This window comes from Kitasatospora sp. NPDC001683 (assembly GCF_053596495.1).
Map to the genome: position 1 here is coordinate 17,563 of NZ_JBSFGK010000022.1, position 18,852 is coordinate 36,414.

Genomic DNA, 18,852 nt, shown 5'->3' on the forward strand with positions numbered 1-18,852 from the left:
TCGGGTGATTGTGACTGCCACCGCCCCGATCCCCCAGCAATCGCCGTCCGCCCGGCTGTCCGCGGCGCCGGCCGCCTACCCCGCGCCGATGTACCCGCACAAGGCCACCGAGGAACAGCACCGGGAGCGGCGCATCCGCAGCTTCCAGCCGCGCCGGGGCCGGATGACCAACGCCCAGGCGAGCGCCCTGGACCGGAGCTGGGAGACGTACGGCGTCCCGATCGACGGCACCCCGCTCGACCTGCGGGAGCTGTTCGGCGGCCTGCCGGTCACCCTGGAGATCGGCTTCGGCATGGGCGAGACCACGGCCGCGATGGCCGCCGCCGACCCGTCGATGGGCATCCTCGCCGCCGACGTGCACACCCCCGGCCACGGCAACCTGCTCGGCATGCTGGAGCGGGACGGTTCGCAGAACGTCCGGCTGGCCGCCGGCGACGCCGTCATCCTGCTGCGCGACATGCTGCCGGACGCCTCGCTGGCCGGTCTGCGGGTCTACTTCGCCGATCCGTGGCCGAAGCCCAAGCACCACAAGCGCCGACTGGTCCAGGCGTCCTTCCTCGATCTCGTACTGCCCCGGCTCGCCCCGGGCGCCCTGGTGCACTGCGCGACCGACTGGGAGCCGTACGCGGAGCAGATGCTGGACGTGCTGTCCGCCTCGCCGGAGCTGGAGAACCTGCACCCCGAGGGTGACGGGACCGGCTGGCTGGAGCCCGCGGACCACCCGGACGGCAGCATCCCCGGCTACGCGCCCCGGCCGGACTGGCGGCCGGTCACCAAGTTCGAGCGGGCCGGGATCGCCAAGGGCCACGTGGTGCACGACCTGCTGTTCCGCCGCCGCTGAACCGTCGGCAGCCGTTCGAACGGGCCCCGGCGGGCTGACCGGCCGGTCGGGGCCGGGACGAACGATTCGTCCCGACTCCTCCCGACGGGCCGCCGCCGTGGCCTACCCTGTGCCGCATGGGCAGCCCGTCGGGCGGCGGCCGGGGCGTCTCGCTGGGGCGGACGACCGTCCGCACCGCCGCCGACGCACCGGGGACGGCCCCGCGCACCGGTGACACCCGGACCATCCCGGGGCCCCGCGAGCGCCGGGCCCACCGGCTGCTGCCCCGGCCCGGCGGAGCGCCACCGCAGCCCGCGGCCACCTCGGCACCCGGTCCGGACGGGCCACCGCCTGCGGCGCCACCGCTCCGCAGCCGCTCGATGGCGCTCTCCTCGGTCACCGCGACCGCCGTGCTGGTCCTGATCGGCTGCGGGGTGCTGATCCTGCACCTGGTCCAGCGGCAGACCGGCACCGTCGGACTGCTGGTCGGCCTGGGCCTGGCGATGGTGCCGCTGCCCTTCGTGCTGGGCGGCCTGGCCTGGCTCAACCTGACCGCCCGGGTGCCGCTGCGGCACACGGTGTTCTGCCTGGGCTGGGGCGCCTGCGCCGCCACCACGGTCGCGATCCTCGCCAACAACTGGACCGCCGACTACCTGACCGCCCACCAGGGCGCCCTCGGCGGACTGCTCGGGGCCGGGATCGCCACCCCGGTGATCGAGGAGAGCGCCAAGGCCACCGCCCTCCTGGTGCTGCTCCTGCCGCTCGGCCAGCGGCTGCGCTGCCACGGCCGCCGCTCCGGGCGCCCCTGCGCGCCGCTGCTGCACCGGTCGCCCGCGCCCCGGCGCCCCCGCCCGTCCCTGCGCCGCCCGGCCGGACCGCACGCCCGGGGCCGGCCGTACCTGCGCCCGTTGCCCTACCTGTGCCCGGCCCCGCCCTCCCCCGGCACCCCGCACCGCCGCTCCCGACCGCGCACCCTGGCCGCAGGAGTGGTCCTCGGCGGGATGACGGCCTGCGGCTTCGCCTTCACCGAGAACGCCCTCTACCTGGGCCGGGCCTTCACCACCGACCAGCGCAACCGGCTGGACAGCATCGGCCTGGGCGATCCGCCCAGCCTGCGCGACTTCGACAGCACCGTGCAGACCTTCGTGCTGCGCGCCCTGCTCTCCCCCTTCGCCCACCCGCTGTTCACCGCCCTCACCGGGATCGGCCTGGCCGTCACCCTGACCACCGGCCGGCGCTGGCTGGCCCGGCTGGCCGCACCCGCCGGGCTGCTGACGGCGATGGTGCTGCACGGCACCTGGAACGCCGCCGCCGACCTGGGGACGGACGGGTTCCTGGTGGTCTACGGGGTGCTGATGGTGCCCTGCTTCGTGGCGCTGGTCTGCTTCGCGCTCTGGGCCAGATCCCGCGCCGCGCGGCATGCCGGGCGGCGCGCACGGCGTCCCGTACGGGGGTAGCCCGGGGCCGGCTCGAAGAACCGATTTCCCATCTCGGCGACTTCCACGTATTGTTGTGTTCACCGACGCGGGGTGGAGCAGCTCGGTAGCTCGCTGGGCTCATAACCCAGAGGTCGCAGGTTCAAATCCTGTCCCCGCTACTCAGTAGCCGAAGGGCCCGGAGGATTCTTCCTCCGGGCCCTTTCGCGTTTCCGGGTACGGGCAGAGCACGGTCCCGCCACGAAGCGGTAACGGGGGCGGAATCCAAGATCTCCTGTCGTAGGGCTCCCCCATACTGAGGAAAATTTCAGCCAAGTGGGGGACGGCGGGGGGCCGTGCCCTGGATAAGGAACGACCTCGATGCTGTCGAAGCGCCTGGTGAGCACTGCCGCGATCTGCCTCCTCCTGGGGGCCGGCACGGCCGCCTGCGGTGACAACAAGGACTCGGACAAGGCCGCCGCGCCCGCGACCACCGCCGCCGCTGCCGCGACTCCGACCGCCACGCCGACCCCGACCGTGGCGAAGCTCGACACCGACAAGCTGAGCGCCCAGGAGCTCGAGCAGAAGGCCAAGGACGCCCTGGCGGGCGCCACCGCCCTCAGGATCTCCGGGACCATGGCCGACGCGGACGGCAAGATGGAGATGGACCTGTCCATGGACAAGAAGGGCCAGTGCCTGGGCACCGTGACCCTGCCGGGCATGGGCAAGATCGACATCATCGGAGACGGCAAGGCCTCCTACCTGAAGGGGGACCCCACCTTCTTGGCCGCCATGGCGGGCCAGACCGGGGACAAGAACGGCGCCCAGGTCGCCGAGCTCCTCAAGGGGCGCTACCTGACCGGGTTCGACAGCGACCCGCAGATGAAGATGATGACCAGCTTCTGCAGCCTCAGCGACTTCAGCAAGCAGATCGTCGACGGCAAGACCGACAAGGCGGAGAAGGGCGTCGCGGGCAACGTCAACGGCGTGAAGACCTTCAGCCTCAAGGTCACCGACAGCTCGGGCGAGCAGTCGACCCTCCAGATCGCCACCGAGGGCAAGCCCTACCTGGTGCAGGTCGAGACGGTCTCGGCCAAGGACGGCAACACCACGATCAACTTCTCCGACTTCGACAAGCCGCTCACCGTCCAGGCCCCGCCGGCCGACAACGTGATCGACTTCTCCAAGTTCAAGGCCCAGGTGAAGGGCGCCTGAGCGGAGCCCGCGAATAATCCGTTGCCCTCCCGCCAGGAGCCTGCCTACAGTGGCTGCACACTGAAAGGAGGTGATCCTGAATTGAGTACCATCAGGATGCGTGAGGTGGCTGCTCGCTAGAGCCGCCCCTGCCTGCGCAGGGTGAGGCCCCAGGCCTCCGGCAGGCGAAATCCACAGCAGTCACCCGGCCCGCAGGCTCACCGGTACATCCCCGGTGCCTCGGGCGCCAGGCCAGTGCACGGGCCGGCGCCGAGGAGCAGCCTGCGGGCCGTCTGCGTTTCCGGAGTCGAGACCGGCCGCCGACCGCGTCGTAGCGGCGGAGCCCCCGGTGCGTTCCCGTGGTGGGGCCGCGGCGCTAGAGTCGCCGCGGCCCCACCACAGGGACGATGGGGCGGAGCGGCCGCGGGCACAGGGGGTGGGCGATGACGAGGGCACGACGACGGGTCGGCACGTCGGCGCTGCGGAGGGCGCAGTGGACGGCGGCCGGAGTGCTGGGCGGTACCGGCCTGCTCGGGCTGCTGCTGTTCGCGCTCGGCCGGGCGCACGCCTGGCAGGCGCTCGGCGGCGGACTGGTGGTGGCCGGGGCCTCGACGGTGCTCGGCGGCGCGCTGGGCTTCCTGTTCGGGGTGCCCCGGGTGCGGAGCGGCGCCGGCGAGCCGCAGGGCTCGTACGCGCCGAACACCAACCTGGAGCAGGTCTCCGACTGGCTGACCAAGGTGCTGCTGGGCGTCGGGCTGACCCAGCTCGGCTCGCTCGGCGAGCGGCTGCACCAGCTCGGTACGGCGCTGGCGCCCGCGCTCGGCGGGGACGACTCCGCAGTGCCGTTCGGGGCCGCGCTGGTGCTGTACTTCCTGGTCCTCGGCTTCCTGGCCGGCTGGCTGGTCACCAGGCTGGCGCTGCCGCGGGTGCTGACCGAGACGGACGAGGCGCTGGACCTCTTCCTGGCCGGGCAGGACCGCGACCGGCACGGCGACAAGGTGGGCGCCGACGACCTGCGGGTGCGCGCGATGCAGCAGCTCGGGCTGCTCGGCGGCAGTGCCGGGCAACCCGCCGCGCTGGCCGCGCAGTTGCCGCCCGCCGCGGGCTCCCCGGCCGGGCCGGAGGGCGTGGTCGCGGAGGTCCGCTCGACCGCGAAGCGCTCGGCGCTGACCGCCGACCAGGTCCGGGACCTCTTCGCGGACGGCTCGGAGGGCCGCCGGATCCAGGCGCTCGCACTGATGCAGGGCGACCCGTCGCTGGCGGACCTGCCGAGCGTGCTGGACGCGATCGAGCACCCGCGCTCCGGCTTCGAGCAGTATCACGCGCTGCTGGCCGCCCGGGGCCTGCTCTCCCGGCTGGCCGGCACCGAGGCGCAACGGCTGCGGGACGCGGTGGCGGCGCAGCTGGTCGACCCGCAGGGCATTCCGTACGGCTCGGACCGCAGCTGGCTGGCGGAGAAGATCCTGTCCCGGCTGCAACCGACGGCCTTCGTCCCGGCGCAGCCGACCGCCGCCGAGCCGGCGAACTCCGCGCCGGCCGGCTCCCCGCAGTCGGACCCCCAGCAGCCGCCGGGACCCTAGACGGTGAAGCGCAGTTCGGGCTGCTCCCAGGGGGTCTTGGGCTGTGGCGGACGGGTGCCGGTGCGCTCGGCGCCGACCTGCAGGTAGAAGCCCTCGGCGGGCGGGTGCGAGACGACCTTGACGGTCGCGATCCCGGCCGTCCGGGCGCGGTCGAGCATGTCCGTGATCAACGCCCGCCCGATGCCCAGTCCTTGGGCTTCGTCGGCGACGAACATCAGGTCCAGTTCGGCCGGTTCGTGGATCAGCGCGTAGAAGCCGAGCAGCCGGTCGTCGGCGCGGTCCACGGCCATCCGGACCTCGTGGCGTCGGAGGTAGTCGGGCTCCACGACGTAGCCGTCGATCATCGCGAAGTAGGCGCCGCGGTAGGCGCTGGAGGCCTGGATCAGTGCGGTGAGCCGGTCGGCGTCGGCCGCTTGGGCGGGCCGGATCGTGGTCTCGCTCATGGGAATGAGTATAGGACCACACCTGCCTAGTGACCATTACATCGCGCTCGGCGGCAGCGGGCGGCGCGGGCGGCGCTCGGCGCTCGGCGGACCGCAGCACCAGGACCCGCCGGGTGCGGCCGTCCCCACGCGGCACCCGGCGAACCTCGCTGGCTATCCGGCGCTCGCCCAGCGCGTGCCGCAGCCGGTCGAGGTGGCCGCGGACGGCCGCAGCCGGTCGAGGTGGCCTCAGCGACGGCCGCGGCCGTCGTGCAGCGGCTGGACCCGCACCTCCCCGTCCGCGGCCGTCACCCGGACCAGCTCGGCCAGGGCGGCCAACTGGTGCTCCGGGCCGAACAGTTCGGGATAGGCGAAGAGGAGGTATCCGCTCAGGGTGAGGGCGAAGGCGCCGTCCGCGAACGGGAGCCGGGGCAGCGCGGCGGCCACGTAGCGCTGCGGGTGGGCGAGCGAGTCCTCGGCGAACAGCCGGCGGGCGCGGTCCCAGCTGCGCAGGTAGCGCTCCGGACGGTTCGGGCGGCACGGACGCGGCGCCGGGTACAGCTCGGGGCGGGCGGCCATCGCGACGGCCATCGCCGCCCTGGCGGCCAGCGCCCGGGCGGCGACCTCGGGCGGCGGCAGCGCGTACGCCGGGTCGGCGGCGATCACCCGGCAGCCCAGCTCGCGCGCCTCGGCGGCCAGGCCCGCGGCGCCGCCGGGGCAGTCCAGCAGCGGGCCGGGCAGGGCGGCCAGCCGGGCGCGGGTGAGGCCGAACAGGGCGCAGTACTCGTCCAACGGACGGGAGGTGACCAGGACGTCCGGCTCGGGGGCGGGATCAGCGGCGCGGTCCGGGGCGGCGTCCTGGGCGCGGTCCGGGGCCGGGGCGGTGATCACCCGGCCATCCGAACACGGGACCGCCCCGCCCGCACCCGGAGCGCGGGCGGGGCGGGGCGGGGTGGAGCGAGGGGGCGCGGGTGGGCCCGGGCCGGGCTCAGCCGCCGAGCAGCCGCTGGGCGGCGGCCCGGTTGACGTCGGTCAGGCCGCGGACCAGCCGCGCGGTGAGGAAGATCAGCAGCACCCCGGCCACCGAGAACGCGGCGATCTGCCAGGTGCCCTCGACGTAGTAGGCGTGCCGGACGTGGTGGCTGTCGGTGAAGTCGAACAGCTGGTAGCCGCGCCAGGGGGTGTAGCGCGGGAAGACCCAGTGGTAGAGCGGGTAGAGCGCCATCGCCCAGCCGAGCAGCAGGAACGTCAGGGTCAGGCAGAAGCTGAACACCGCCCAGGGGAACATCACCACCTGGTACAGCGCGGCCTTCCAGCCCGCCGTGTCGGCCAGCCGCGCGGTGATCGCGCCCCAGTTGCCAGGGCGCACCTGGCGCACCGGCGCCGGGCCGGGCACGTCCAGGGCGAGCATCTCGCGCACCCGGGCCCGCTCCGCCCGGCCCAGACTGCGGGCGGCGGTGGTCAGTCCGGCCAGCACCGGCAGGCCGAGGACGGTGGCGAAGGTGCCGAGGCCGAGGCAGAGCAGGGTGATCGCGACGGTGAACCCGACGATCGCCGCCGGCAGGCCGGTGAGCGCGTAGCCGACCTCGCGGTAGTAGTGCCCGGAGAACGGCGCCCGCCAGAAGCCCGGCGGCTGCTCGGTGCGGCGGGCCCGGGCCGGGCGCGTGCCGCCGGCGCCGTAACCGTCCGGGGCGTCCCACTCCTGCCCCAGCGTGCTGTTGCTCATCTCCCGGCCCCCGGCCCCTCGTCGTCGCGGTCTTCCGTACTCGTTGACGGTTCCAGTCTGGCCGGGCGGCGGCGTGCGAGACATCCGGGGACCCGGCGGATCCGGGGTGGGGTTAACCCCCCTGGGGTGCGGCGATCGGCCCGGTCCACTCGTCGGCGAGCAGCGAGTACTGGTACGAGTCGGACCAGACGCCGCCCTTGTACAGGTCGTGCCGGGCCCGCCCCTCCAGCTGGAAGCCGAGCTTGGTGAGCACCTTGGCCGAGGCGGTGTTGTCCACGTCGACCCGGGCGACCAGCCGGTGCAGGCCGAGCCGGTCGAAGGAGAGCTCGCAGAGCAGTCCGGCGATCTCGCCCGCGTAGCCGCGGCCCCACACCGGGCGGCTCAGCACGTAACCGAGGTACGCGGAACGGTACTTGCCGAGGGTGAGGCTGGCGTGCGCGATCGGCAGCGCGTCCTCCGGGTCCTCGGCGTCCTCGCGGCGGACGACGGCGAGCCGGTAGGTGTCCCGCTCCTCGGCCATCGCCTCCTCCAGGTAGAGCTCGATCTGGTCGGCGCAGGTCTCGCGGTCGCGCGGTTCGAAGGGGAGGTAGCGGGTCACCTCCGGATCGCCGTACAGCGCGTGCAGCGCGTCCAGCTCCTCCGGGGTGTGGTGGTACTCGCGGATGGCGAGCCTGGGGCCGGTGAGGCGTACGGGGACCATGGCTGCCGACCCTACCCCCCGTCCGGCGGCTACCGTTCGGAACATGAACGACGAAGACCTGCGACTCGCCCCGCGCACCAGGGCCGCCGAGCTGCTCGCCTGGGCGGCCGGGCAGGACCGCGCGCCGGTGGCCGAGCGGCCGCTGCGCACGGTGCTGGCGCTGCTGGAGCTGGGCGAGGGCAGGATGCACGACGGCTGGCCCGAACTGACCTCCAACGCGGTGGAACACCTGCTGTACGAACGGCTCCACCTCTACGTCCAACCCGCGCCGGAGGAGGACCCGCTCGCGTACGGCGACGCCGTACGGCTGCTGGTCGACCACCAGCGGGCGGCGAAGCGGCTCAACGCCAAGCGCCAGGAGCGGCTGCACGCCGAGGCCGAGTGGCAGGGCGAGGTCGCGGCGGGGCTGCTGCGCCGCGCCGACCTGGTGACCTGGCCCCGGCTGTACGCGGTGCTGCTGCACGCGCACGACGTGGACGTGACGGACCTCGCCGCCGTCCGGGACTGGCTGACCGGCTTCGCCGGTCTCGGCGAGGAGGAGCGGCTGGCCGGGTACGAGGCGCTGGTGCCGACCGGCTGGCTGGACGAGCCGGACGAGCAGGGCTGGGGGCCGGGCCGGGTGCTGTCGGTCGGCATGGCCACCGACGGCGCGCGGCGACTGCTGGAACAGGGCCTGATGCGGCGCAGCTACCGCAACCTGGCCGAGCTGACCGCGCTGGGGCGGCCGATGCCGGACGAACTGGCCGGGGGTTTCGAGGAGTTCGAGGCGGCGGCGGCCGAGGTGGCGCTCGACCTGCTCGGCGAGTGGACGGTGGCCGGGCTGCCGCGGCTGCTGGTGGAGGAGTTCCCGGAGCTCGCGCCGGAGCCGGGGGCGGAGGAGATCGACGCGTACCTGGCGCAGCTGCCGGCGGAGTGAGACGTGCCGGAGTGAGACATGCCGGTGTGAGACGTGGAGAAGCCCCGGGCGGTGCCCGGGGCTTTCCCGTTACGGGTTTTCGGGGCCGTTGTACGGGTTCTCGGGGCCGTTACGGGTTGAGGCCGTGCTGCTGGAGCCAGGTCTCCGGGTCGACCGGGGCACCGCCGCCGGGGCGGACCTCCAGGTGCAGGTGCGGGCCGGTGACGTTGCCGGTCGCGCCGACCTTGCCGATCTGCTGGCCGGAGGTGACCTGGCCGGAGCCCTGGATGATCGAGGACAGGTGGCAGTACCAGATCTCGGTGCCGTCGGGCAGGGTCTCGACGATCCGGTAGCCGTACGCGCCGGACCAGCCGGCCGAGGTGATGGTGCCCTGGCCGACCGCGTGGACCGGGGTGCCGGTGTCGGCGGCGAAGTCCAGGCCGGTGTGCAGATGGGCCCAGTAGCGGGCGCTCTGGCCGTAGTGGGCGGAGAGGCTGTAGTCCTTCACCGGCAGGGTGAGGGCGGCGGCCTTGGCCCGCTCGGCCTCCTCGGCGGCGTGCTTGGCCTCGGCCTCCTTGGCGGCGGCCTTGGCCGCCGCCTCCTGGGCGGCCTGCACCCGGGCGCTCTCCTCGGCGGCGGTGCGCTGGCTGTCGGCCTGCTGCTGGATGCGGGCGGCGAGCGCGAGGCCGGGGTCGGCGGCAAGGGCGACCGGGGTCTCGTCCGGAGCCTCGACGGCGGGTGCGGCGGCCGGGGTCGCGGAGGCGAAGCCGGTGGCGCCCAGGGTGGCGGCGACGGCGGTGACGCCGAGCAGCGGGGAGGCCCCACGGGCCTGACGCGGCATCCGGTGGCGGTTGGCCTCGGTCTCCGGGACGAACGGGTCGGCGGGCCCGGCGTCGCGGGGCTCGGAGCCGTTCGGGCCGGGGTGGTCGAGGAGCTGGGTACCGGCTGCGGGGCCGGCCGGGTGTGCCGGGGTGTGCGTCGACGCCACGGAGGCGCGCTCCTTTCCTTCCCTCGCGCCTACCGGGTTAGCTGACGGGTTCGGAGCAGGAAGGTCTCCTACGGCCGGGCCGGAGCCCCGCCGATTCACCCCAAGGAACGTGGTTCCCCGGCTCCCTGACCTGCCCGGAGGCCGGCCGGCGGGATTAGGCGACGGCGCACGGTGCCGTCTGGGTACGGCATTGACGACCGCGCTGCGTTATCAAACGTTAATCCTAGGAGGCCCTGATTCCAAGCCATCCATCCGCGACGGCGGGGGAGCAGGTGATCGGACGTCAACGAACGACCGCTCAGCCGCCTGGTTCATCTGAGTACTCCTACTCATGTGCGACCCGGCCGGCCCGCCGCATCCTGGCGCCATGAGCGCACCGATGCAGTCACGGACCACGGCCGCGTACTACGTCCAGGCCGTCCTCTCCTTCGCCCTCTCCGCCACGGCCCTCGCCGCCGGGATCGCCTACCTGCCGGTCGGGGGATGGACCCGGGCCTTCCTCGGGATCGGCCTCCTCTACACCGTCACCTCCTCGTTCACGCTGGCCAAGGTGGTCCGGGACCGGCAGGAGTCGTCGGACACCGTCGCCCGGGTCGACCAGGCCCGACTGGAGAAGCTGCTCAGCGAGCACGACCCGTTCAAGGTCGACGGGGTCTGAGCGGGGGGCTTCGGCGGCCCGGGCGAGCCCTTGACGGCTAAGGCTATTAGCCGTAGCTTTATGGCTATCGGCAGGAGCGAGCGAGCCCGTGGAGGCCCACCATGAACGGCACCATCACCCCGCGCACCCAGTACCTCGACGTCCCCGGCGGCCGGCTCGCGTACGACGACACCCGGCAGGGCGACGGCCTCCCCGTCGTCCTGCTCCCCGGGATGCTCGACTCCCGCCGCGCCTACCGGCACCTGCACCCGCTGCTCACCGCGGCCGGACGCCGGGTCATCACCATGGACCCGCGCGGCTTCGGCGAGTCCTCGATCGCCTGGGACGACTACAGCCCGTCCGCCGTCGCCATCGACGTCCTCGCCCTGCTCGACCACCTCGGCATCGAGCGGGCGGTCCTGGTCGGGCAGTCCTACACCGGGGCGACGGTCGTCAAGCTCGCCGGCGACGCACCCCGGCGGGTCGCCGGGATCGCGCTCATCGACGCCTTCGTCGAGCACCGGGCGAACGTCCTCATGAAGGGCGTCATGGTCGTCATGGGTGCCGCGATGGTCCAGTGGCCGGGCGTCTGGGGCTACTACCTGCGCAAGATGGCCTTCCCCGGCCCCCGGCCCGCCGACCTCGACGGCTACGTGGACGGGCTGGTCGCAGCCCTGCGCACCCCCGGCCGCAAGTCCGCCACCCGCGGCCAGGTCACCGGCGACTCCGCACCGATCGGCTGGAGCGCGGCCGTCCGCTGCCCCGCCCTCGTGCTGATGGGCAGCAAGGACCCCGACTTCCCCGAGCCGGAGGCCGTCGCCGACCTCCAGGCCGAGAAGCTCGGCGCACGGAAGGTGATGATCGAGGGGTCCGGGCACTACCCGATGGCCGACAACCCGCAGGCCGTCGCCGACGCCCTGCTGCCCTTCCTCGCCGAACTCGCCTGAACCCGCCTGAACCCGCCTGAACCCGCCCGCACGCTTCACGCTTCACGCTTCACGGAGAACCGGACGCCATGCCACGCGTAGGACTGACCCCCGACCAGGTCGTCGACCACGCCCTCGCCCTCATCGACGACCAGGGCGCCGAAGCCCTCGCCCTCGCCTCCGTCGCCGCCCGCGCGGGAGTCGCCGCCCCCTCGCTGTACAAGCACGTCAGCGGCGGCCTCGCCGAACTGCGCAGGCTCATCGCCGTCCGGGTCACCGGGGAGCTCGCCGACCGGCTCGCGGAGGCCGCGGTCGGCCGCAGCGGGGACGACGCGATCACCGCCGTCCTGTGCGCCTACCAGGCCTACGCCACCGAACACCCGCACCGCTACACCGCCCTCCCCCAGGCCCCCCAACCCGACGACGACCTCACCCGCGCGGCCACCCGCCTCGTCGGCGTCATCGTCGCCGTCCTCCGCGGGTACGGCCTCGACGGCCCCGAGGTGATCCACGCCGCCCGCACCGTCCGCTCCCTCGCCCACGGCTTCGCCGCCCTCACCATCGCCGGGGCCTTCCAACTCTCCGAAGACCTCGCCACCACCCACGCCCGCCTCATCACCACCCTCACCACGGGCCTCCGGACGTGGCCCAACGCGGAGTAGGCAGCCGGCCCCAGAGGCCAGCAGAATCGACCTCCCACCCAGCCGGCGAACAAGCACGCACGAGAAGTCGGCCCCATCGACTTCTCACGCACACACCGGGCCGCCCCGACGGAACCGACCTCCCACGCGGCCGACGCCCACCAGCGGCGCGCGCGAGAAGTCGGACCCGCCGACTTCTCGCACACACCGGGCCGCCCCCGGCGAACGCGCACAAGACATGAGCGGAACCGACCACCGTCGAGCCGCATGGACGGAGAGCCGGCCGGCGGACGACATGGGAGGTAGGCGCAGGCGTCGCCGTCTGGGCGGCGAACCCGCCGGCTGACGCCGCGGCGGACGACTGCTGTCGCCGACCCGGGTGCCGTCCCGCGCGGTGACCGTACGGGACGTCACCGCCGCCGTCACCGATGTCGCACCCGCCCGGCCTTCGGCGCCGCGAGCACCGTGCTGGACCTGGTGGACGAGGGCCGGCTGCTGCCGGTCTCGCACACCGGGTACGGCGGTTCGCGCCGCGCCGAGCTGAACCGGCCGGCGGGCCTGTCCGACGGGGTGATGCGGCACTCGCCGGCCCGCCCTGCCCCGCTGTTCAGCGAGCCGGACGGGAAACGGAGGAGTACGGACGCCCCGGCCGTCCTGGGCGGTGCTGCCCCGGCAGGTCGGCTCCTGCCTGATCACCTTCGCCGCCGAGCACGCCTTCAGCCGCGAGGACCGCACCCTCTACTCGGCCTTCGCCGACCTCCTCGCGCAGTCCCTGGAGCGGGCCCGGCTGTACGACACCCATCACCACCGGGCCGGCGAGCTGCAGCGCGCGATGCTGCCGCGCACCCCGCCCCGGCTGCCCGGGATCGCCTGCGCCGCCCGCTACCTGCCGAGCACCGGGGGCATGCGGATCGGCGGCGACCGGTACGACCTGCTGAAGCTCCCGGACGGCCGGATCGGGCTGGTGATCGGCGACGTGCAGGGTCACAACGCCGAGGCGACCGCGGTGATGTGCGAGCTGCGCAGCGGTCTGCGGGCGTACGCGACGGACGGTCACGACCCGGCCGCCACGCTGACCCGGACCAGCCGGCTGCCGGCCGAGCTGGACACCGAGCTGTTCGCGACCCGCCTGTACCTGACCCTGGACCCGGCCGACGGCGGCCTGACCGCGGCCCGGGCCGGGCACCTGGCGCCGGTGCGGATCGCCGCCGACGTCACGGCCGTCGAGCTGGAGCTGCCACCCGTTCCGTGACGGCCGGCGCACTGGTTCGGCTGCACCGAATGTCGTCCGTTCAACAACATGGTCCACACCAGCCCCACACATCCGGGACCCGCACCGGCCGTCACCCGTCCCGCCGGAGGGGCCGGAATGCCCTGGACGAACGATCGGAGGGCTCGTCGGAGCAGCGGGATCGCGTCCGAACGGCACCTGGATGAGGGCGTATTGACTCGATATTGACGAGATCCGGTCACATGGCGAGATCCGTTCACACCTTCGTAGGATCATCGCCCTAGAATTCGCCGCGTGACGATGACTCAGTGGTACGCAACGGCTACCGGCGTGCTCGCCGTCCTCGCCCTCGTGGCCGCCGCCCGGTACCGCGCCGTGTCCGTCACCCAGCGCGGCCGGGCCGACGCGTTGGAGGGCGAACTCGCCCGGCTCCAGGAGCAGCTGACCGCCGAACTCTCCCGCCGGGGCGCCGACCTGGCCGCCGTCCAGCAGGAGCAGGAGCTCACCGCCTCCACCCAGCGGGCCTTCCTCAGCGTGGCCCGCCGGATCCTCGTCATGGCCCACGACCAGCAGGCCCTGCTCGACGAGATGGAGCGCACCCACGACGACCCGGCGCTGCTGGAGGGCCTGCTCAAGGCCGACCACGCCGCCGCCCAACAGGCCCGGCTGGCCCAGACCCTGGCCGTGCTGTGCGGCGCCCGGGCCGGACGGCACTGGCCGGAGCCGGTCTCGCTGGAGGACGTGGTGCGCGGCGCCCAGTCGCGCATCCTGCCGTTCCAGCGGGTGGTCGTCCGCAGCCGGATCGAGACCGCGGTGGTCGGCGCCGCCGCCGAGGCCCTGATCCACGCCGTCGCCGAGCTGCTGGACAACGCCACCCGCTACTCCCCGCCCAGCACCCAGGTGTTCGTCACCCTGATGCCGGTGCACAACGGCGCCGTCATCGAGATCGACGACGGTGGCGTCGGCATGCCGGAGCAGGCCGTGGCCAAGGCCGCCGCCGCGCTCGCCGGGGGCAGCAGCCTGGAGGTCTCCCGGCTGGGCGAGGTGCCCCAGTTGGGGCTGGCCGCGGTCGGCCGGCTCGCCGAGAGTTACGGCTTCCGGGTCACCCTCAGCTCGGCGCCCTCGCCGTACGGCGGCGTGCGCGTCGTCGTGCTGCTGCCGAACGCCCTGCTCACCGAGCCGCTGCCGCCGACCGTCCCCGGACTCGGCGTCGGCCCCGGCGCCGGGCTCGGGCACGGGCTCGGACTCGGCGGGAACGACCGGCCGTTCGACCCGGAGCGGGTGTTCGACCCCGACCCGCGGCCGACCGCTGGCTCCGCCCACCCCGTCGCCGGTCATCCCGGCGCCGGTCGTCCGCTGGTGGAGCCCCCGCCCACCGGCACGCCCACAGGCCCGCCCCCCGCGACCGGCGGCACCCCGCCGCCGCTGCCCCGCCGGAGCCACCGGCGCGACCGCGCCAAAGGCCCCCAGCACGCGGCTCCCCCGCCGCCCGAACCCCCGTACCGCTCCGCCCGGGACGCGCAGGCGTTCATGGCGATGTTCCAGGCCGGCACCGCCAACGGCCGCTCGGCCGCCCGCGCCCAGGGCCAACCGCCGGGCCCGCACTGACCGTTACCGCCCCGCTTCCCCCGACGTCCCCGACTTCCCCCCGCTTCCCCCGACTTCCCCAGCGCTCCGGAGAGTTCCATGACCACCACGCCCGACCTCGGCTGGCTGCTCGCCGACATCATCGCCGTCCCCCAGGTCCAGCACGCCGTCGTCGTCTCCAACGACGGCCTGGAGATCGGCCGCAGCGCCGACATCCCCCGGGAGGACGCCGAACGGCTCGCCGCCGCCTGCTCCGGACTGCAGTCGCTGGCCCGCGGCGTCGCGGCCGGCTTCGGCGGCCCGGGCAGCGCCACCCGCCAGATCATCATCGAGTACGGCGGCGGCTACCTGTTCATCGTCGCCGCCGGGGCGGGCGCCCACCTGGCCGTGGTGACCAGCGAGGCGGTGGACGCGGGCCTGGTCGCGTACCAGATGCAGGTCCTGGTCGAGCGGATCGGCACCCACCTCACCAGCCCGCCGCGCGTCGACCACGCGGCGGGGGGCCAGCGGTGAACGGGCCGGTCCGGCCCTACGTCATCACCGGCGGCCGCAGCCGCCCCACCCGCCCCGACCTGGCCATCGAGAGCCTGGTCAGCGCGTTATCCGAGCCCCCGGCGCTGCCCGAGCACGTCCTGCTCAACCGGGAGCACCGGCGCATCCTCGGGCTCTGCCACAGCCTGCTGTCCGTCGCCGAGGTGGCGGCCCACCTGGGGCTGCCGCTCGGCGTCGTCAAGGTGCTGGTCGGCGACCTCTGGGACCTCGGCGCCGTGCAGGTGCTCCCGCCCGTCCCGCAGGCCGAACGCCTGCCCACAACCCTCCTGGAAGAGGTGCTCGTTGGCCTCCGCCAACTCCGCTGAAGCCCCCGCCGACCTGCCGGCCGGGCCGCAGTACCTGCCCTCCTCGGTGCAGGGCGCGGTGAAGATCCTGGTCACCGGCCCGTTCGGGGTCGGCAAGACCACCCTGGTCGGCTCGCTCAGCGAGATCACCCCGCTGCGCACCGAGGAGACCATGACCGCCGCCAGCAGCGGCGTGGACGACCTCACCGGGCGCGGCGACAAGACCACCACCACGGTCGCGCTGGACTTCGGCCGGATCACGCTCAACTCCCGGCTCGCGCTGTACCTGTTCGGCACGCCCGGGCAGCAGCGCTTCTGGCCCCTGTGGGACGACCTGTCGCGCGGCGCGCTCGGCGCCATCGCGATGGTCGACCTGCGCCGGCCGGACGAGAGCTTCGACGTGCTCGGCCGGCTGGAGGAGCAGCGCATCCCCTTCGCGGTGGCGGTCAACACCTTCCCGGACTCGCCGAGTTACCCGGAGGAGGAACTCCGCTCGGCGCTGGACCTGCTGCCGGAGGTGCCGATCCTCTACTGCGACGCCCGGGACCGGCGGCAGTCCTACGACCTGCTGATCGACTTCGTCGACCACCTGCACCGCAGCTCGCTCCTGGAGCTGCAGCGGTGACCGCACCCGAGCCCCCACGGGCGTCCGGCTGCCCGGTCGCGCACGGAACGGCGCACGAAGCAGCGCACGGAACGGCGCACGGCGCCGGGTTCGGCGGAGGGCTGCCCACCGGCGTCCCGCTGACCCCGCTGTACGGGCAGGCCGTCGCCGACGACCCGCACGGCCTGTACGCCCGACTGCGCGAGCGCTACGGACCGGTCGCGCCGATCGAGCTGGAGCCCGGGGTGGAGGCCTGGCTGGTCCTCGGCTACGGCGAACTGCTCGAACTCACCCGCAACGAGGCGCTGTTCTCCAAGGACTCCCGGCACTGGCGGGTCCCCTCCGAGGGCCGGCTGGCCCCCGACTCGCGGCTGCAGCCGATGACCGCCTGGCGGCCCACCCTGCTCAACCTGGACGGCGCCGAGCACCAGCGGCTGCGCGCCGCCGTCTCGGACACCCTGGCCCAGATCGACCACCGGCAGCTGCGCGGGACCACCGAGGCCGCCGCCAACGGACTGATCGACAGCTGGGGCCCGGACGGCACCGCCGACCTGATCGGCCAGTACGCCCGCGCGCTGCCGCTGCTGGTCTCCACCCAACTGGTCGGCCTGCCCACCGGCAGCGGGCCGCGGATGATCGAGCTGATCAGCCACTTCGTCGACAGCGGGCCCGAATCGGTGCGCGCCGCCGGGGAGTTCCAGGCGACCCTGGCCGAACTGGTCCGGCACCGCCGGACCGCCCCCAGCGCCGACCTCACCTCCTGGCTGCTCGCCCACCCGGCCGCGCTGACCGACGAGGAGGCGGCGCACCACCTGGTGGTGCTGATGATCGCGGGCAACGAGACCTGCATCAACTGGATCGGCAACACCCTGCGGCTGCTGCTCACCGACCGGCGCTTCCGGGCCACCCTGGCCGGCGGGCGGCTCACCGTCTCCGACGCACTGGAGGAGGTGCTCTGGCGCGACCCGCCGACCCAGAACTTCCCCGGACGCTGGGCCACCGCCGACACCGTGCTCGGCGGCCAGTACATCAGCGCCGGCGACATGCTGGTGCTCGGCCTGGCCGCGGCCAACGCCGACCCGGCCGCCCAGGGCGCCGCCTCGGCCGCGGAGGGCTCGCTCGGCGGCAACCGGGCCCACCTGGCCTGGGGCGCGGGCCGGCACGTCTGCCCGGCGCAGCACCCGGCCCGGATCATCGTCGAGACCGCGATCGAGACCCTGATGCACCGCCTTCCGGACCTCCAACTGGCCGTGCCGTCGGGTGAGTTGACCTGGCGGCCGTCCCCCTGGTCGCGGGCCCTGGTCGCCCTGCCGGTGCTGTACAGCGCCTTCACCCCGCCCCGCCCGCCAGCCCCCGAGAGGCCCGCATGGACACCGTCGACCACGCCCGCGGATCCCGCCCCGAGCCCGTCCGGCCCGAGCCCGTCCGGCTCGATCCCTTCGGACGCGACCAGCACGGAGAGAACGCCCGGCTCCGGGCAGCCGGCCCGGCCGTCCTGGTGGAACTCCCTGGCGGGGTGGTGGTCTGGGCGATAACCCACCACGACGCCCTGCAGGAGCTGCTGGCCGACCCCCGGGTCGGCAAGGACCCCGCGCTGTGGACCACCTTCCGGGAGGGCCGGCTGCCGCACGGCTGGCCGCTGCTCAACTTCGTCGCCGTACCCGGCATGATCACCGCGGACGGCGAGGACCACAAGCGGCTGCGCGGGCTGGTCAGCCAGGCCTTCACCCCGCGCCGGACGGCCGCGCTGGCACCCGCGGTCGAGGCCCGGACGGCCGCCCTGCTGGACCGGATGGCGGAGCTGGAGGGCGCGTTCGACCTGCGCGAGCACTTCGCCTACCCGCTGCCGATGCAGGTGATCGGCGAACTGCTCGGCCTCGCCGAGGAGCAGCAGGACCGGCTGCACGCGCTGTCCGACGTCCTGGTCTCCAGCTCCGCCACCCCGGAGGCGGCCCTCGCCGCCCAGCGGGACCTCAACGCGCTGCTGGCCTCGGTGGTGGCGGCCAAGCGGGCCGAGCCCGGCGACGACCTGACCACCGACCTGATCGCCGCCCGCGAGGCCGGCCACCGCCTCGACCAGCAGCGACTCAGCGAGGCCGAACTCGTCGGCACCCTGCTGCTGATGCTGGTCGCCGGGCACCAGACCACGCTCAACCTGATCACCAACGCGGTACGGGCCCTGCTCGCCCACCCGGACCAGCTGCGGCTGGTGCTGGACGGCGCGCAGCCGTGGTCGGCGGTGGTGGAGGAGACGCTGCGCTACGACTCGCCGGTCGGCCAGTTCCCGTTGCGCTACGCGATCGAGGACATCGCGGTCGGCGAGGTGGTGATCCGGCGCGGCGAGGCGATGCTCGCCTCGTACGCGGCGGCCGGACGGGACGACGGGCACTACCCGGACGCCGACCGCTTCGACCTCACCCGGCAGCCCGCCCGGCACCTGTCGCTCGGCCACGGACCGCACTTCTGCCTCGGCTCGGGGCTGGCCCGGCTGGAGGCGGAAGCGGCGCTGCGGCAGCTGTTCACCCGGTTCCCGGGACTGGCCCTGGCGGAGGGCGAACGGCCGGAGCCGATCGGCTCGTTCGTGAGCAACAGCGTGCGGACCCTGCGGGTGACGGTCTGAGCCACGGGGTTACCTCAAGGCGGCCCGGTC

At 74.1% G+C, this 18,852-nt stretch carries 20 protein-coding genes, 1 tRNA gene and 1 riboswitch; of the genes, 16 read left to right on the forward strand and 5 right to left on the reverse strand.

Annotated features, from left to right (window positions below; translation table 11 throughout):
• The first annotated feature begins 10 nt into the window (after positions 1-10).
• The 5 genes from trmB to ACWCYO_RS14420 all read left to right on the forward strand — a co-directional run bounded on the left by trmB (position 11) and on the right by ACWCYO_RS14420 (position 5,009).
• On the forward strand, positions 11-841 hold the full coding sequence (gene trmB, locus ACWCYO_RS14400; RefSeq protein ID WP_270145124.1) for a tRNA (guanosine(46)-N7)-methyltransferase TrmB: 831 nt from the start codon (positions 11-13) through the stop codon (positions 839-841).
• Between the two features lie 116 nt (positions 842-957).
• Entirely contained in the window at positions 958-2,277 is a 1,320-nt protein-coding gene (locus ACWCYO_RS14405; RefSeq protein ID WP_270145126.1) for a PrsW family intramembrane metalloprotease, read from the forward strand.
• A gap of 66 nt (positions 2,278-2,343) precedes the next feature.
• Positions 2,344-2,417: transfer RNA gene (locus ACWCYO_RS14410), tRNA-Met, on the forward strand.
• Between the two features lie 199 nt (positions 2,418-2,616).
• Positions 2,617-3,450, forward strand: coding sequence for a hypothetical protein (locus ACWCYO_RS14415; RefSeq protein WP_270145128.1), 834 nt, complete (start codon positions 2,617-2,619; stop codon positions 3,448-3,450).
• A gap of 422 nt (positions 3,451-3,872) precedes the next feature.
• The gene (locus tag ACWCYO_RS14420; protein ID WP_270145130.1) at positions 3,873-5,009 is read left to right on the forward strand and encodes a hypothetical protein; all 1,137 of its coding nucleotides are present in this window, start codon (positions 3,873-3,875) and stop codon (positions 5,007-5,009) included.
• Here the strand turns inward: ACWCYO_RS14420 and ACWCYO_RS14425 are convergent.
• The 4 genes from ACWCYO_RS14425 to ACWCYO_RS14440 all read right to left on the reverse strand — a co-directional run bounded on the left by ACWCYO_RS14425 (position 5,006) and on the right by ACWCYO_RS14440 (position 7,857).
• Entirely contained in the window at positions 5,006-5,452 is a 447-nt protein-coding gene (locus tag ACWCYO_RS14425; RefSeq protein ID WP_449784429.1) for a GNAT family N-acetyltransferase, read from the reverse strand. The genes ACWCYO_RS14420 and ACWCYO_RS14425 overlap by 4 nt on opposite strands.
• Before the next feature lie 228 nt (positions 5,453-5,680).
• Positions 5,681-6,322: a class I SAM-dependent methyltransferase gene (locus ACWCYO_RS14430; protein WP_449784430.1), complete on the reverse strand. Its 642-nt coding sequence runs from the start codon at positions 6,320-6,322 to the stop codon at positions 5,681-5,683.
• A gap of 97 nt (positions 6,323-6,419) precedes the next feature.
• Positions 6,420-7,157: a sensor domain-containing protein gene (locus ACWCYO_RS14435; RefSeq protein WP_270145138.1), complete on the reverse strand. Its 738-nt coding sequence runs from the start codon at positions 7,155-7,157 to the stop codon at positions 6,420-6,422.
• Positions 7,158-7,269: 112 nt separating this feature from the next.
• The gene (locus ACWCYO_RS14440) at positions 7,270-7,857 is read right to left on the reverse strand and encodes a GNAT family N-acetyltransferase (protein ID WP_270145140.1); all 588 of its coding nucleotides are present in this window, start codon (positions 7,855-7,857) and stop codon (positions 7,270-7,272) included.
• Between the two features lie 43 nt (positions 7,858-7,900).
• Between ACWCYO_RS14440 and ACWCYO_RS14445 the strand changes: the two genes are divergently transcribed.
• Complete coding sequence (locus ACWCYO_RS14445) at positions 7,901-8,773, forward strand: hypothetical protein (protein WP_449784431.1); 873 nt, start codon at positions 7,901-7,903, stop codon at positions 8,771-8,773.
• Positions 8,774-8,882: 109 nt separating this feature from the next.
• Here ACWCYO_RS14445 and ACWCYO_RS14450 read toward each other — a convergent pair whose 3' ends face one another.
• The gene (locus ACWCYO_RS14450; protein WP_270145142.1) at positions 8,883-9,740 is read right to left on the reverse strand and encodes a M23 family metallopeptidase; all 858 of its coding nucleotides are present in this window, start codon (positions 9,738-9,740) and stop codon (positions 8,883-8,885) included.
• Positions 9,741-9,752: 12 nt separating this feature from the next.
• A riboswitch (cyclic di-AMP (ydaO/yuaA leader) is annotated at positions 9,753-9,911 on the reverse strand.
• Positions 9,912-10,107: 196 nt separating this feature from the next.
• Between ACWCYO_RS14450 and ACWCYO_RS14455 the strand changes: the two genes are divergently transcribed.
• The 10 genes from ACWCYO_RS14455 to ACWCYO_RS14500 all read left to right on the forward strand — a co-directional run bounded on the left by ACWCYO_RS14455 (position 10,108) and on the right by ACWCYO_RS14500 (position 18,822).
• Positions 10,108-10,398: a YiaA/YiaB family inner membrane protein gene (locus ACWCYO_RS14455; RefSeq protein WP_449784432.1), complete on the forward strand. Its 291-nt coding sequence runs from the start codon at positions 10,108-10,110 to the stop codon at positions 10,396-10,398.
• Positions 10,399-10,499: 101 nt separating this feature from the next.
• Positions 10,500-11,324, forward strand: coding sequence for an alpha/beta fold hydrolase (locus ACWCYO_RS14460; RefSeq protein WP_449784433.1), 825 nt, complete (start codon positions 10,500-10,502; stop codon positions 11,322-11,324).
• 68 nt (positions 11,325-11,392) lie between these two features.
• The gene (locus ACWCYO_RS14465) at positions 11,393-11,965 is read left to right on the forward strand and encodes a TetR/AcrR family transcriptional regulator (protein WP_449784434.1); all 573 of its coding nucleotides are present in this window, start codon (positions 11,393-11,395) and stop codon (positions 11,963-11,965) included.
• Positions 11,966-12,605: 640 nt separating this feature from the next.
• Positions 12,606-13,196 (forward strand): PP2C family protein-serine/threonine phosphatase, encoded by a 591-nt coding sequence (locus ACWCYO_RS14470; RefSeq protein ID WP_449784435.1) that lies wholly within the window; start codon positions 12,606-12,608, stop codon positions 13,194-13,196.
• A gap of 279 nt (positions 13,197-13,475) precedes the next feature.
• Positions 13,476-14,783, forward strand: a complete 1,308-nt coding sequence (locus ACWCYO_RS14475; RefSeq protein WP_449784468.1) for a sensor histidine kinase — start codon at positions 13,476-13,478, stop codon at positions 14,781-14,783.
• A gap of 78 nt (positions 14,784-14,861) precedes the next feature.
• Positions 14,862-15,275, forward strand: coding sequence for a roadblock/LC7 domain-containing protein (locus ACWCYO_RS14480; protein WP_449784436.1), 414 nt, complete (start codon positions 14,862-14,864; stop codon positions 15,273-15,275).
• A complete protein-coding gene (locus ACWCYO_RS14485) occupies positions 15,272-15,619 on the forward strand; it encodes a DUF742 domain-containing protein (RefSeq protein ID WP_270145152.1) in 348 nt (115 codons plus the stop codon). The genes ACWCYO_RS14480 and ACWCYO_RS14485 overlap by 4 nt, the downstream gene beginning before the upstream one ends.
• A complete protein-coding gene (locus ACWCYO_RS14490; RefSeq protein ID WP_270145154.1) occupies positions 15,597-16,223 on the forward strand; it encodes a GTP-binding protein in 627 nt (208 codons plus the stop codon). Before ACWCYO_RS14485 ends, ACWCYO_RS14490 begins: the two co-directional genes overlap by 23 nt.
• Positions 16,220-17,737 (forward strand): cytochrome P450, encoded by a 1,518-nt coding sequence (locus tag ACWCYO_RS14495; protein ID WP_449784437.1) that lies wholly within the window; start codon positions 16,220-16,222, stop codon positions 17,735-17,737. The genes ACWCYO_RS14490 and ACWCYO_RS14495 overlap by 4 nt, the downstream gene beginning before the upstream one ends.
• Complete coding sequence (locus ACWCYO_RS14500) at positions 17,701-18,822, forward strand: cytochrome P450 family protein (protein ID WP_270145157.1); 1,122 nt, start codon at positions 17,701-17,703, stop codon at positions 18,820-18,822. The genes ACWCYO_RS14495 and ACWCYO_RS14500 overlap by 37 nt, the downstream gene beginning before the upstream one ends.
• Positions 18,823-18,852 lie beyond the last annotated feature (30 nt).